Consider the following 13,058-nt stretch of genomic DNA (forward strand, 5'->3'; position numbering starts at 1 on the left):
GCGCTGAGCCTAGCGAAGCCCAACACCGCCAGAATCAATTTCACGCGGTTGAGCTTCGACGATGGAGCTGTCTCAACCAACCTATGGCGCGACGCTGCGCTAGGCGATCTGCGTCGGCAGAAGCAGGGTGATGACCACCTCACCTGCGCCATTGGCGAAGCGCGCCTCGCCGCCGAAGCTCTCGCTAAGCGCCTTGACGATGGGCAGGCCCAGGCCCCAGCCGCGCTTGTCGCTGCGGGTGGAGATGAAATAGGGCGTCGCCAGGTTGGCCAGGACCTCGTCCGGAAACTGGCCGAGGTTGCGCAACTCCAGCACCACCCGCTCATCGACCAGCCGCTGACGGACCTGGATCGGTGTGCCCGCCTGGCCATGCTTGGCGGCGTTGAGCACCAGGTTGTCGAGGATGCGCAGGAAGGCGTACCTGTCCCACAGCACCTCCAGCCCCGGGGTCTCCAGCTGCAGGTCGAGCGGGTTGCCGAATTGCAGCCGCAGGTTGGCCGCGGCCTCTTCCAGCAACGGACCCAGCACCAGCGGATCGCCGCTCAGGCGTACGCCGCCGCCCAGGCTCATGTGGCTGATGTCGAGAACATCGGTGATCATCTGGTTCATGCGCTGCAGGTTGTCGTGCAGGGTCTGCAGCAGGTCGTCGGTGCGCCGCGCCGGGTTGCGCTGCATCAGGTTGACCACCATGGTGGCGGCGGTGAGTGGCGAGCGCAGGTCGTGGTTGAGGGATCTCATGAAGCGCTCGAGCATGACCTTTTCCGCCTGCAGGTCTTCGCTACGGGCGATGGCCGAATTGCGCTGCTGTTCCATGTGGCCGACCCGGGAACTGGCCTTGAGCAGGGCACCGACGGTGGCCAGTACCTCTTCCGGGTTGATCGGATGGGTCAGGTAGGCCTGGGCGCCGGTGTTGAAGCCCTGGGCCTTGTCCTTGCCCGAGACGAAGGTGGCCGAGATGTTGATGATGGCCGGCAGCCGACCCCAGCCACGCTTGCCTTCGATGGCCTGGATCAGCTCGAAGCCGGTGGTGTCCGGCAGGTTGACGTCGATGATCACCAGCTCGACGTCATCGTCGATCAACAGCAAGCCACTGGCGCCGCTGGCCGCTTCGAGCACCTGGTAGTGGGGCTGGGTCGCCAGGATCTTGCGCAAGACGTAGCGATTGGCCTCGGTGTCGTCGATGATGACGATGCGGCGCAGGGCGTCAGTCATCGGTCAGGCTCCGCGCCAGGGTGCAGACCGCGGCGAGCAGCCGCTCGGCGTGGTCGGGGGCGTGCTTGAACAGGATGGCGTGGCAGTAGTCCTGCAGGCGCTGCTGGCTGGTCGCGTCGAGCGGCTGGGCGGTGTTGATCAGCACCCGGCGATGCATGCTCCAGTCCATGCTGGCGAGCAGGTCCTCGCCATTGATGTCGGGCAGGTCGAGGTCGAGGATGATGATGTCCGGGCGCACCGCGTTGAGGCGATCCAGGCTGCTGCGGGCGCTGTCGGCTTCCAGCAGGACCGGGTTGAGCCGTTCGAGGGTGCGCCGGACCAGGTAGCGATCGCCTTCGTTGTCCTCGATCACCAGCACGGTGAGGCCGCTGAGGTCGAGTTCCTGCCCGCTGTCCGCCTGGCTGGCGTAGTGGCGGGGCAGGCGCAGGGTGAAGCGACTGCCGCGGCCGACTTCGCTGTCGAGGGTCAGTTCGCCCCTGAGCAGCACGGCCAGGCGCTGCGCCAGCGGCAGGCCCAGGCCGGTGCCCTCGATGTGGGTCAGGTGCGGCGAACGGATACGCTCGAATTCCTCGAAGATCTTCTGCTGGTCCTCGGCGGCGATACCGATGCCGTTGTCCTCCACCAGGAATTCCAGGGTCGCGTCATCGGGCTGGAACACCTGGATGCGCACATGGCCCTGGGGGGTGTACTTGAAGGCATTGGCGATCAGGTTGCGCAGCACCTGGAATAGCCGGATCTCGTCGGTGTCCAGCAGCACCTCGCCGGGCCCCGGGGCGACGCTGAAGGTGACCTGCGGATAGCGCGGCGCCAGGGCCGTGGCGAATTGATTGAGGCGCTCGATGAAGGGCGCGAGCGGAAACGGCTGGGGCACGATGGTCAGGCGGCCGGACTGCACCTCGGCCAGCGCCAGCAGCTCGCTGACCAGGTTGGCCAGTTCCAGCGCCGCATCGCTGATGAAGCGTACCTGGCGCTGCTGTTCGGTATTGAGCGCGCCGTCCACCCCGCTGGCGAGCAGCTTGGCGACGTTCTCGATGATGTTGATCGGGGTGCGGAACTCGTGGGTCATGTTGGAGAAGAAGCGGGTCTTCGCCTCGCTCGCCTCCTTGAGTTCCTGGGTGGCCTTTTCCAGTTCCGAGTAGAGCGCCACCACGCCCTGGTTGGTGTTCTCCAGTTCCTTGTTGGTGACCTCCAGCTCCGATTGGCGCAGCTGCAGCTCGGTGTTGGTCAGCAGCAGCTCCTCGCTCTGCAACTGGATCTGCTGGTAGGGATCGGGCGCGGCGCCGCCCTGCAGCTCGGCAATCAGCGGGGCCAGCTGGTCCTGCGCGGGCAGTGGCCGCGGCGCCTGGTACTTGCAGGCGGTGATCCGGGTACCGGCCGGGGAAGTCTGCAGATCGAAGTCGTCGAACAGCCGCTGGGCGCCGCGCAGGCCGATGCCCATGCCGGTGCTGGAGCGATAGCTGCCGCCGCGGATGGCATCCAGCTCGGCGATGCCCGGGCCCTGGTCCAGGGCGCGGACCTGCAGGCCGCGCAGCCGCCGATCGGGATCGGTCAGCAGGGCGAAGTCGAAGTGGCCACTGCCGGCGTACTGGTGGATGTTGCGCGCCAGTTCCGATACCGCGGTGGCCAGGCGGATCTGTTCCAGTGCCGGCCACTCCAGGGCCGCCGCCAGGCGTTTGGCCGCCTGGCGGCAATGCACGATGTCCTGCTCGCTGCGCAGGGCGAGGGTCAGCAGGGGCAAGACGTCAAACATGCTTGAGTACCAGGACGGTGGCATCGTCGGAGGGACGCCGGAAATCACGATGCAGCAGCGCTGCGATGAGCGCCGGGTGGCGCGCGCCCAGCCCGCTGTGCTCGCCCAGCCCGACCTTGGACGTCAAGCCATCGGAGTTCAGCACCAGCAGAGAGCCTGGCGTCCAGGGGTAGGTGAAGGTCTGGATCCGGCCGATCCGATAGCCCAGGGTGCCGTTGTTGGACACCAGGCTGCGCGCGCTGGTGCCGAGCAACCGACCGGCGATGTTGCCGATGCCGCAAAAGCTCACCTGGCCTTGGTCGGGGTCCAGCTCGGCCAGGGCCAGGGCGGCGCCGCGGGTTTCCATCAGCGCCTGGTGCAGGTTCTCCATCAGCCGTTGCAGCGGCAGGTGCGCCCCAAGGTGCAGGAACAACTCGCGGGCGCGACGACTGGCGGCGGCGGCCTGCTGGCCGTGGCCGAGGCCGTCGCACACCAGCAGCCGCCGACCGCTGACCGCCCAGGTGTCGCCGCAGACCTGCTCCTCGGGATGCGGGGTGCAGAGGGCGCCATGCTGCAGCCGGGTGGTCGGCGCGCCGGCGAGGTGAAAGCGCGCCAGGACCACGGTGCCCTGGCCGGGGCGCGAATGGATGTCGAACACATCGGATTGCCGGCGGATGGCCCCCAGGCCCGCGCCCAGGGTGGCGGCGGTGCTGTAGTGATCGGTCAGGCAGCGGGCGACGTCGTGCATCCCGGGACCGCGATCCACGGCCAGGACATCGAGCACGCCGTCGTTGCCCAGGGTGGCCAGGAGTTCGCCATGGCCGGCATGGCGGACCAGATTATGGCCCAGCTCCTGGGCGACGATGGTCAGGCGCCCGAGCAGGGTTTCATCGGTGCTGACGGTGCCCGCCAGCCGGACCAGGGCGCGCCGGGCGGCGTCGACATGGACACTGCTGGTGACCGGCAGCACCAGGCTGCACGGCTGCTCGCTCATCGCCACTTCCACAGCTCGACGGTGGTGCCCTGGCCGGGCCGGCTGTCGATGTGGAAGTCGTCCACCAGCCGCCGCGAGCCGGACAGCCCCAGCCCCAGGCCCTTGCCCGAGGTGTAGCCGTCGACCATGGCGCGCTCGAGATCGGCGATCCCCGGGCCGTTGTCGCGGATCACCAGGCGAATCGCCGGCTTGCCGGCGCGTAGCGTCTCCTCGATCAGGCATTCGCCGCCCAGGCCGTAGACCAGGCCGTTGCGCGCGATCTCGCTGGCCGCGGTGACGATCTTGGTCTGGGAGATCAGGCCCAGGCGAATGGCTTCGGCGACCTTGCGCACCTGCTGGCGGATCAGCACGATGTCAGTCTCCTGGCGGAGGGGAAGCGTCTGTGTCTTCGGCACCCTCTGACTCCTCCAGCGATTCGTCGGCGGCGACCATGGCTTCGAGCCGGCGCATGCCCTTTTCCATGTTCAGCGCCGTGGCGATGCCCTCCAGTGACAGCCCCAGCTCCACCAGGGTGATGGCCACCGCCGGCTGCATGCCGACCACGATCACCTTGGCATCGAGGATGCGCGAGACCTGGGCGATGTGGGACAGCATCCGGCCGATGAAGGAGTCGACGATCTCCAGCGCCGAGATGTCGATGAGCACGCCCTTGGCCTTGTGGCGGACGATCTGCTCGGTGAGGTCTTCCTGCAGGTCCAGCGCCAGCTGGTCGTGCATGTCCACCTGGATGCTCAGCAGCAGGAAGGGGCCCAGCTTGAGGATCGGAATCCGGTCGATCATGGCGGCCTCCTCAGCGCTTGGCCGGAGCGGCCAGGCGCACACCCTGCTCGCGCAGTGCCAGGCGGAAGGCGTCGGCCAGGGAGGCCTTGGTGATGACGTCGCCGAGTTCCACGCCCAGGTGGACGATGGTGGCGGCGATCTGCGGACGGATGCCGCTGATGATGCACTGGGCCCCCATGAGCCGCGCGGCGGTCACCGTCTTGAGCAGGTGCTGGGCGACCATGGTGTCCACGGTGGGCACGCCGGTGATGTCGATGATGGCGATGTCCGACTCGGTCTGGACGATCTTCTCCAGCAGCGACTCCATCACCACCTGGGTGCGGTTGCTGTCCAGCGCGCCGATCAGCGGGATGGCGAGGATGCCGTCCCACAGCTCCACTACCGGGGTGGAGAGTTCCAGCATGCTTTCCTGCTGCTCGCGGATCACCGTCTCGCGGCCGTTCATGTAGCTTTCCATGCTGTACAGGCCCAGGCCGTCGATCAGCCGGGTCGCGGCCCAGATCTCGGCGAGGGGGTCGTCGCATTCGTTCTGGATCAGGTTGAACAGCGGCTCCTTGAGCGAGAAGACGAAGGTCGCGGTCTGCGAAGGCGTCAGGCCCACGCGGCTCTGCTCGAAGGAAAAGCGCTCCAGCAGCGCCCGCACCGGCTGCCAGTGCGGCTCGTGCAGGTCGCCCAGGCCCTGGGCGATGGCCACGGTGATCCGCCGCAGCAATTCGGCGGAATTGGCCAGGATGGTGGTTTCGTCGAGCAGGTCGATGCGCATGCCGGCGGCGCGCTGGGCGCCGATCCAGGCGTCGAGCAACGGCCGCTCGTGGGTACGCAGCAGCTCGACCAGGGCGGTACTGTACATGGGGCTTCCTAGATGACGGCGAGGTCGGCCCAGAGCGGGCCGACCTGACGGAGGGGCTGACAGGGAGGGAGGATGAGCGCAGCGACCCGCCGGGACGGCGTGGTCGGCTGATGATCACATGTCCATCTTTTCTTTGGTGATCTTGCCGGTCTTGGCGTCGGCATGGAAGTCGTACTTCATGCCGTCCTTCTTCAGGCCTTCGCCTTCCCACTGGCCGTCATCGGCTTCGATCTTGCTGATGGAGGTATAGCCCTGCTCCATGAGCTTGGTCTTGACGTCGTTCATCGGCATCCAGTCGGCGCCGGGCTGGTCGGCCAGGGCGGCGGTGCTGGCTAGGATGGAACCGGCAAACAGGGAAGCGAGCAGGGTGGCTTTCATCGCGAGACCTCGGCGTGGTGGTGGGTCCTGGGTTGGACCACCACCACGCGCGACAAATCCCGCATCGTCCGGGTGTCAGGCCGGCGTGTCCTCGACCAGGTGGGGCAGCAGCCCGGCGGGCGCCGGCTTGCCCTTGGCCTTGGGCTTGCGCGGCACATAGGGTCGGCTGGCTAGGCGCCAGAGATCACGCCAGCGTTCGGCGAGGGCGGTGGGCTTGTCGAGGTAGAGGCGCAGGCCCAGGGCGAAGGCCTTCAGCTGCAGGCGCTCACGCTGCTGGGCCAGGCTTTCGCCGATGGCCAGGCGGGTATTGCTGGCGCCGAACAGCGCCGGCTCGTCCGCCAGCAGCTGCTGCATCACCGCCAGGTCGTGATCGTCGCCCAGGTATTCCGCCAGGCGCTTGAGGCTCTTCTGGCGCTGCTTGAATTCCGCCGGCCAGGCCGCGGCCAGCAGCTGGGTGTGATACCAGTGGTCTTTCACCCGCTTGCGCCAGTCGTGCAGGGTATCGTCGGTGGGCTTGTCGCGGGCGGTCTTGAGCGCCTGGCGCCCGGCCTTGTAGTTGTCTTCCAGGCCGCGGGCGAAGAGGGCGAAGCCCTGCCCGGCGAGTTTCCAGCCGGCGGCGTCCGCGCGCAGGCTGGCCAGCTCCTCGAGCAGTTCGGGATGGCCACTGGCCGCGGCGGTCTGCTGATCGGCGCGCTCCTGCAGCCGCTGGCGCACGCGCTTCATGGCCGGCGAGGCAAATCTCTTGCGGTCGGATTCGCCCAGCTTGTCCCAGCTCTCCACCAGGGCGGCGCTGTCGCGCAGCGAGGACAGCTCGCGGCCGAGGTCGCGTAGGCGCCGGTTGCGACTGGCGAAGGCACGCTTGCCGAGCGCACCGTGCAGCAGCCGCAGCAGGGCGCGCAACTCCTTGAGGCGCTTGCGCGTCTCGTGCACGCCCTTGGGGGTACCACTCGCCAGGGACGCTTCAGCCTGAACCAGACGATCCGTCACCACTCGGCGGACTTCTTCGTCAGCCGGTTGCCGCGCATCGAAACGAAAGGCCATCGAACTCTCCTCAATAGGTGGACTGCAGACCCGCGTTGCGCGGGAGCGTAACGGTGGGAAGACCGCTACAACAGCCGTTGATGCCAAATTTCATTTAATCGTCATATTGCCGTCATGGAAATCCGCGCCAGGCACCGCCTGCCGCTCGGCCGGTCAGAAGGGCTATAGTGGCCCGACCCCCCGCATGAGGAGATTCGGATGTTCGAAGCCGCCGAGAACGAACACCTGCTCGACGAGGCCACCTACGACGCCAAGCTGCCCAGGTTGCGCGAGGCCTTGCTGGCCGCCCAGTACGAACTCAAGGCGCAGGGCCGTTTCCCGGTGATCGTGCTGATCAATGGCATCGAGGGTGCCGGCAAGGGCGAGACGGTGAAGCTGCTCAACGAATGGATGGACCCGCGCCTCATCCGCGTCGAGACCTTCCTGCAGCCCACCGCCGAGGAACGTCTGCATCCGCCCGCCTGGCGCTACTGGCAACGCCTGCCGGGCAAGGGCCGGATCGGGGTCTTCTTCGGCAACTGGTACAGCCAGATGCTGCACGCAAGGGTCAACAAGGAACTCTCCCGGGTCGAACTGGACGTCGCCATCGACCAGGCCGAGCGCTTCGAGCGCATGCTCGCCGACGAGGGCGCGCTGATCCTCAAGTTCTGGTTCCACCTGTCCAAGGACCAGCTCAAGCAGCGCCTGAAGCACCTCAAGAACGATCCGCGCCTGGGTTGGCAACTCAGTCCGCTGGACTGGCGCCAGGCCAAGGTCTACGACCGCTTCGTCAAGCAGGGCGAGCGGGTGCTGCGGCGGACCCATCACGACTATGCCCCCTGGCACGTGGTACCCGGCTTTGACGAGCGCTTTCGCAGCCTGACCGTGGGTACCGTGCTGCTCAAGGCGCTGCAACGCGCCCTGGCCAGCAAGCCGCGCAAGCAGCGCAAGGCCGCCGCCGTCCTCTCGTCGCCGGTGGATGGCCGGGGCGTGCTGGAAGCCCTGGACCTGGGCCAGCGCCTGGACAAGGACGACTACGAGGACCAGTTGCTCCGCGAACAGGCGCGCCTGGCCCGCCTGCTGCGCGACAAGAAGTATCGCCGCCATGCCCTGGTGGCGGCCTTCGAGGGCAATGACGCCGCCGGCAAGGGCAGCGCCATCCGCCGCGTCACCGGTGCCCTGGACCCGCGGCAGTACCGCATCGTCCCGGTCGCCGCGCCGAGCGACGAAGAGCTGGCCCAGCCCTATCTCTGGCGCTTCTGGCGGCATATCCCGCGGCAGGGCGACTTCACCCTCTTCGACCGCTCCTGGTACGGCCGGGTGCTGGTGGAGCGGGTGGAGGAACTGACGCCGGTGGCCGACTGGCAACGCGCCTACGGCGAGATCAACGAATTCGAGGAGCAGCTCAGCGACGCCGGCATCGTGCTGGCCAAGTTCTGGCTGGCCATCGACCAGGACACCCAGCTGGAGCGCTTCAAGGCCCGCGAGGAAACGCCCTTCAAGAGATTCAAGATCACCGAGGACGACTGGCGCAACCGCGACAAGTGGGAGCTCTACAGCCGGGCGGTGAACGACATGGTGGTGCAGACCAGCACCGCCATCGCGCCCTGGACGCTGGTGGAGGCCAACGACAAGAGATTCGCGCGGGTGAAGGTGTTGCGGACACTCAATGAGGCGTTGGAGCGGGCGTATGACAAGGGTTGAGTGAAGCCCGGCCTTCGGTAAAAGCGATTGCTCAGCTCGTTATCGTGCTTTTGGGGAAACTGCTGTTTCGCCCCGCCGGGCGACTCACTTTTTTCAATCGCCAAAAAAGTAAGCAAAAACGCTTGCCCCGCCATCCGGCCCCGGCTGCGCCGGGGTCCGCTCCCTCCATCGTCGCTCCAGGGGCCCGCCGCGAAGGGCCCTCCCTGGCCCTCGCGGCTCTCGCGGCATCCCTGCCGCTCGACCCCTTACGCAACGATTGCGTTCGCCCTGCTGGAAGGGGCGTTTGGCGCGCCTGAGGCTTTGAATGGTGTCGGCAGCCATTATCTCCGTGGCGGAGCAACGGGCCATACCGCAAAACCCGAATCCCAGAAACGAAAAAGCCCCGCCGAAGCGGGGCCTTTCTGCAACCGGATCAGTCGTTAGACGACTTGAACCTGGTCAGCTTGCATACCCTTCTGGCCTTTGACAGCCACGAAAGTGACCTTCTGGCCTTCGCTCAGGCTCTTGAAGCCGGCGCTTTCGATGGAGCGGTAGTGCACGAACAGGTCGGCGCCGCTTTCCGGGGTGATGAAGCCGTAGCCTTTCTCATCGTTGAACCACTTGACGGTGCCATTTTCACGATTGGACATGAGTATCTCCAGGATGTAGGGGGAACAACCACGTCAGCGAGACATTCGCGAACGGGACTGTAATGCGAGAGTGAGACGAGCCAGGAGATGAAAATGAAGCAACATCAAGCAGGTATCGAGTAACTATTGCAGTAGCAGTGCCTACACCATACGCGCTTTCGCGCGCTTGTATAGCCCTGATTTGCATATTTGCTGATCGGCGGCCACAGCTTGCGCTGCCAGGGCGTCTCACTCAGGCTACGGATTCCCCTGCTCGAAAGAGACTCCGCATGGACAAGCTGCACCGGATCAAGGGGGCCTGGCCCTACCTGATCGCCGTGTTTCTCAACGCCTTCGTCGATCTCGGCCACAAGATCGTCATCCAGAACACCGTGTTCAAGGTCTACGACGGCACCACCCAGGTGGTGCTGACCGCGCTGGTCAACGGCCTGATGCTGCTGCCCTTCATCCTGCTGTTCAGTCCTTCCGGCCATGTCGCCGATCGCTTCGCCAAGGTGCGGGTGCTGCGCCTCGGTGGCTGGGCGGCGGTGGCCATCACCCTCGGCATCACGCTGGCCTACTACGCCGGCTGGTTCGAGCTGGCCTTCGCCATGACGCTGCTGCTGGCCATCCAGGCGACCTTCTACTCGCCGGCCAAGTACGGCTACATCAAGGCGCTGTTCGGCAAGCAGCGCCTGGCCGAGGGCAATGGCCTGGTGCAGGCCAACTCCATCATCGCCATCCTCGCCGGCACCGTGGTCTTCACCGCCTTCTTCCAATTGCACCTGGGCGCGGGCCAGGCCACGCCGCACGCCATCCTGCAGGACATGGCGCCGCTGGGCTGGCTGCTGGTGCTCTGCAGCCTGGCCGAGGTGGCGCTGCTCTATCGGCTGCCGCTGCTCGAGGAGCCCAGGCCGCAGGTCCCCTTCGACTGGCAGGCCTATGTGCGGCTGCGCAGCGCCCGGGACAACCTGGCGGTGATCGGCGCCAATCCGGTGATCCGGCTGTCGATCATCGGCCTCGCGGTGTTCTGGTCGGTGGGCCAGGTGCTGCTGGCGAGCTTTCCGGCCTATGCCAAGGACCACCTGGGCATCGACAACGTCCTGCTGCTGCAGGGCATCCTGGCCTGCGCCGGGATCGGCATCGCCCTCGGCTCGGCGCTGGCCAGCCGGGCTTCGCGTGGACGCATCGAGACCGGGCTGATCCCGGTGGGCGCGCTGGGCATCGCCCTCGGGCTCTGGTGGCTGCCGGCGCCCAGCGCGGCCTGGGTGCACGCGCTCAATTTCATCTTCATCGGCCTGATGGGCGGCCTGTTCATCGTGCCGCTCAATGCGCTGATCCAGTTCAATGCCCGCGAGGACCAGCTGGGGACCGTGCTGGCCGCCAACAACTGGGTGCAGAACGTCGCCATGCTGAGCTTCCTGGTGCTCACCGCGGTGATCGCCCTGCTCGGCCTGGACAGTCGCTGGCTGCTGCTGCTGATCGCCGCCGTGGCGCTGGTCGGTGGCGCCTACACGGTGTGGAAGCTGCCGCAGAGCCTGGTGCGTTTCCTGCTCGGGCTGATGGTCACCCGCCATTACCGCATCCAGGTCCAGGGCCTGCAGAACCTGCCGGCCCAGGGCGGGGTGCTGCTGCTGGGCAATCACATCAGTTGGGTCGACTGGGCCATGGTGCAGATCGCCAGCCCGCGGCCGGTGCGCTTCGTGATGCTCCGCTCGATCTACGAACGCTGGTACCTGAAGCCCTTCCTCAAGGCGATGGGCTGCCTGCCCATCGCCCAGGGCAGCGGCGCCGGCGCGGCGCTGGAGCAGGTGGCCGCCTTGCTGCGCGCCGGCGAGGTGGTCTGCCTGTTCCCGGAAGGGGCGATCAGCCGCACCGGCCAGCTCGGCGAATTCCGCCGCGGCTACGAAAAGGCCTGCGAGCAGGTCGGCCCGGAGGTGCAAATCGTGCCCTTCTACCTGCGCGGGCTCTGGGGCAGCCAGTTCTCGCGCTCCTCGAGCAAGCTCAAGGAGCTGCGCGACAGTCCGCTGCACCGCGAAGTGGTGGTGGCCTTCGGCAAGCCGTTGGCCAAGGACACCCCGGCAGATGTGCTCAAGCGCCGGATCTTCGAGTTGTCGATCCGCTCCTGGCAGCGCTACATGCAGAGCCTGCCGTCCCTGGCCGACGCCTGGGTCGCCAGCGTCAAGCGCCGGCCCGGTGGCCTGGCCCTGGTGGACGACCTCGGCGCGCCGCTCAAGGCCGCCCAGGCACTCACCGGCGCCGCCTGCCTGGCGCGGCGGATGCGCAAGCGTCCCGAGGCCAACCTCGGCCTGCTGCTGCCCACCAGCAGCGGCGGCATGCTGGCCAACATGGCGGTGCTGCTGGCCGGCAAGACGCTGGTCAACCTCAACTACACGGCCACGCCCGAGGCGCTGCGCTCGGGCCTGGACCAGGCGGGTATCCGCACCGTCTACACCTCGAAGCGCTTTCTCGACCGCCTGCGCAAGCGCGGCCTGCCGGTGGACGAGTTGCTCGCCGGGCGCGAGGTGGTGGATCTGGAGGAACTCCGCGCCGGCATCGGCAAGGCCGAGCTGGTCACCACCTGGTTGGCGGTACGGCTGTTGCCCACCGCCATGCTGCAGGTGCTGGTGAGTCGCGCCCACGATCCCGAGGCGACGGCCGCCATCCTCTTCTCCAGTGGCAGCGAGGGCACGCCCAAGGGGGTGATGCTCAGCCATCGCAACATCATGGCCAACCTCAAGCAGACCTCGGACGTGCTCAACACCCAGGACGACGACGTCTTCATGGCGTCGCTGCCGCTGTTCCACGCCTTCGGCCTCACCGTCACCCAGTTCCTGCCGCTGATCGAGGGCCTGCCGGTGGCCTGCCAGGCCGATCCCACCGACGTGGCCGGGATCGCCAAGGCCGTCGCCACCCATCGCGCCACGGTGCTCTGTGGCACCTCGACCTTCCTGCGGCTGTTCGTGCGCAACGCCAAGGTGCATCCGCTGATGCTGGAAAGCCTACGCATCGTGGTGGCCGGCGCCGAGCGCCTCGACCCGGCGGTACGCGAGGCCTTCAAGCTCAAGTTCAACCAGGACATCTACGAGGGCTATGGCGCCACCGAGACCGCGCCGGTGGCCTCGGTCAACCTGCCGGACGCCCTGGACATCAACTACCTGCAGGTGCAGCGCGGCGGCAAGCTGGGTACCGTGGGCATGCCATTGCCGGGGACCGGCTTCAAGATCGTCGATCCGCAGACCTTCGCCGAACTGCCCAGCGGCGAGGCGGGCATGGTGCTGATCGGCGGGCCGCAGCTGATGCAGGGCTACCTGAACGATCCCGGGCGCACCGCCAAGGCCATCCGCGAGATCGACGGCGAGCGCTGGTACGTGACCGGCGACCAGGGCCGGCTGGACGAGGACGGCTTCCTCACCATCGTCGACCGCTACTCGCGCTTCGCCAAGATCGGCGGCGAGATGGTCAGCCTGGGCGCCGTGGAGCAGGCCCTGGCGCGGGCGGTGGCCGATCCGGAGATCGAGTGGCTGGCGGTCAACCTGCCGGATGCCAGGAAGGGCGAGCGCATCGTGGTGCTGCACACCGGCGCCCTGGACAGTGCGGTGGTGGAGAAGACCTTGCTGGCCCAGGGGGTGGGCGGATTGCTGTTGCCCTCGGCCTGGCTGGCGGTGGACGCCTTGCCGAAACTGGGCACCGGCAAGGCCGACGTGGCGGGTGCGAAGCGGCTGGCGCAGGAGCGACTGGCGGAGGAGGTGTCTAGCTGAGGCAACAGATCTCAGGACTGTC

Annotated in this window: 11 protein-coding genes; 2 read left to right on the forward strand and 9 right to left on the reverse strand. The window is 67.1% G+C overall.

Annotated elements, in window-relative coordinates; all coding sequences use genetic code 11:
- Nucleotides 1-99 precede the first annotated feature (99 nt).
- The 8 genes from FSV73_RS13025 to FSV73_RS13060 all read right to left on the reverse strand — a co-directional run bounded on the left by FSV73_RS13025 (nt 100) and on the right by FSV73_RS13060 (nt 6,984).
- The gene (locus tag FSV73_RS13025) at nt 100-1,212 is read right to left on the reverse strand and encodes a hybrid sensor histidine kinase/response regulator (RefSeq protein ID WP_145008282.1); all 1,113 of its coding nucleotides are present in this window, start codon (nt 1,210-1,212) and stop codon (nt 100-102) included.
- Nucleotides 1,205-2,962 (reverse strand): ATP-binding protein, encoded by a 1,758-nt coding sequence (locus tag FSV73_RS13030; RefSeq protein ID WP_145008283.1) that lies wholly within the window; start codon nt 2,960-2,962, stop codon nt 1,205-1,207. Before FSV73_RS13030 ends, FSV73_RS13025 begins: the two co-directional genes overlap by 8 nt.
- Nucleotides 2,955-3,935, reverse strand: a complete 981-nt coding sequence (locus FSV73_RS13035) for a SpoIIE family protein phosphatase (RefSeq protein ID WP_145008284.1) — start codon at nt 3,933-3,935, stop codon at nt 2,955-2,957. Before FSV73_RS13035 ends, FSV73_RS13030 begins: the two co-directional genes overlap by 8 nt.
- Nucleotides 3,932-4,285 carry an ATP-binding protein gene (locus FSV73_RS13040; RefSeq protein ID WP_145008285.1) on the reverse strand — a complete coding sequence of 118 codons (354 nt, stop codon included), beginning with the start codon at nt 4,283-4,285 and terminating at the stop codon, nt 3,932-3,934. Before FSV73_RS13040 ends, FSV73_RS13035 begins: the two co-directional genes overlap by 4 nt.
- Nucleotides 4,286-4,289: 4 nt before the next feature.
- On the reverse strand, nt 4,290-4,712 hold the full coding sequence (locus FSV73_RS13045; RefSeq protein ID WP_145008415.1) for an STAS domain-containing protein: 423 nt from the start codon (nt 4,710-4,712) through the stop codon (nt 4,290-4,292).
- A 13-nt stretch (nt 4,713-4,725) separates the two neighbouring features.
- Nucleotides 4,726-5,565 (reverse strand): STAS domain-containing protein, encoded by an 840-nt coding sequence (locus FSV73_RS13050; protein WP_145008286.1) that lies wholly within the window; start codon nt 5,563-5,565, stop codon nt 4,726-4,728.
- A gap of 114 nt (nt 5,566-5,679) precedes the next feature.
- The gene (locus tag FSV73_RS13055; protein ID WP_145008287.1) at nt 5,680-5,943 is read right to left on the reverse strand and encodes a PepSY domain-containing protein; all 264 of its coding nucleotides are present in this window, start codon (nt 5,941-5,943) and stop codon (nt 5,680-5,682) included.
- 75 nt (nt 5,944-6,018) lie between these two features.
- Nucleotides 6,019-6,984, reverse strand: coding sequence for a CHAD domain-containing protein (locus FSV73_RS13060; RefSeq protein WP_145008288.1), 966 nt, complete (start codon nt 6,982-6,984; stop codon nt 6,019-6,021).
- Nucleotides 6,985-7,182: 198 nt separating this feature from the next.
- Here FSV73_RS13060 and pap point away from each other — a divergent pair, with 198 nt between their 5' ends.
- Nucleotides 7,183-8,667, forward strand: coding sequence for a polyphosphate:AMP phosphotransferase (pap, locus tag FSV73_RS13065; RefSeq protein WP_145008289.1), 1,485 nt, complete (start codon nt 7,183-7,185; stop codon nt 8,665-8,667).
- 419 nt (nt 8,668-9,086) lie between these two features.
- On the opposite strand, the gene FSV73_RS13070 is transcribed toward pap, so the two are convergent.
- A complete protein-coding gene (locus tag FSV73_RS13070; RefSeq protein WP_007160189.1) occupies nt 9,087-9,296 on the reverse strand; it encodes a cold-shock protein in 210 nt (69 codons plus the stop codon).
- Nucleotides 9,297-9,565: 269 nt separating this feature from the next.
- On the opposite strand from FSV73_RS13070, the gene FSV73_RS13075 reads away from it, so the two are divergent.
- Entirely contained in the window at nt 9,566-13,036 is a 3,471-nt protein-coding gene (locus tag FSV73_RS13075; RefSeq protein ID WP_145008290.1) for an acyl-[ACP]--phospholipid O-acyltransferase, read from the forward strand.
- Nucleotides 13,037-13,058 lie beyond the last annotated feature (22 nt).

Origin of the sequence: Pseudomonas oryzihabitans (assembly GCF_007665395.1) — a bacterium.
In the GTDB taxonomy this organism is placed as follows: Bacteria; Pseudomonadota; Gammaproteobacteria; order Pseudomonadales; family Pseudomonadaceae; genus Chryseomonas; species Chryseomonas psychrotolerans_C.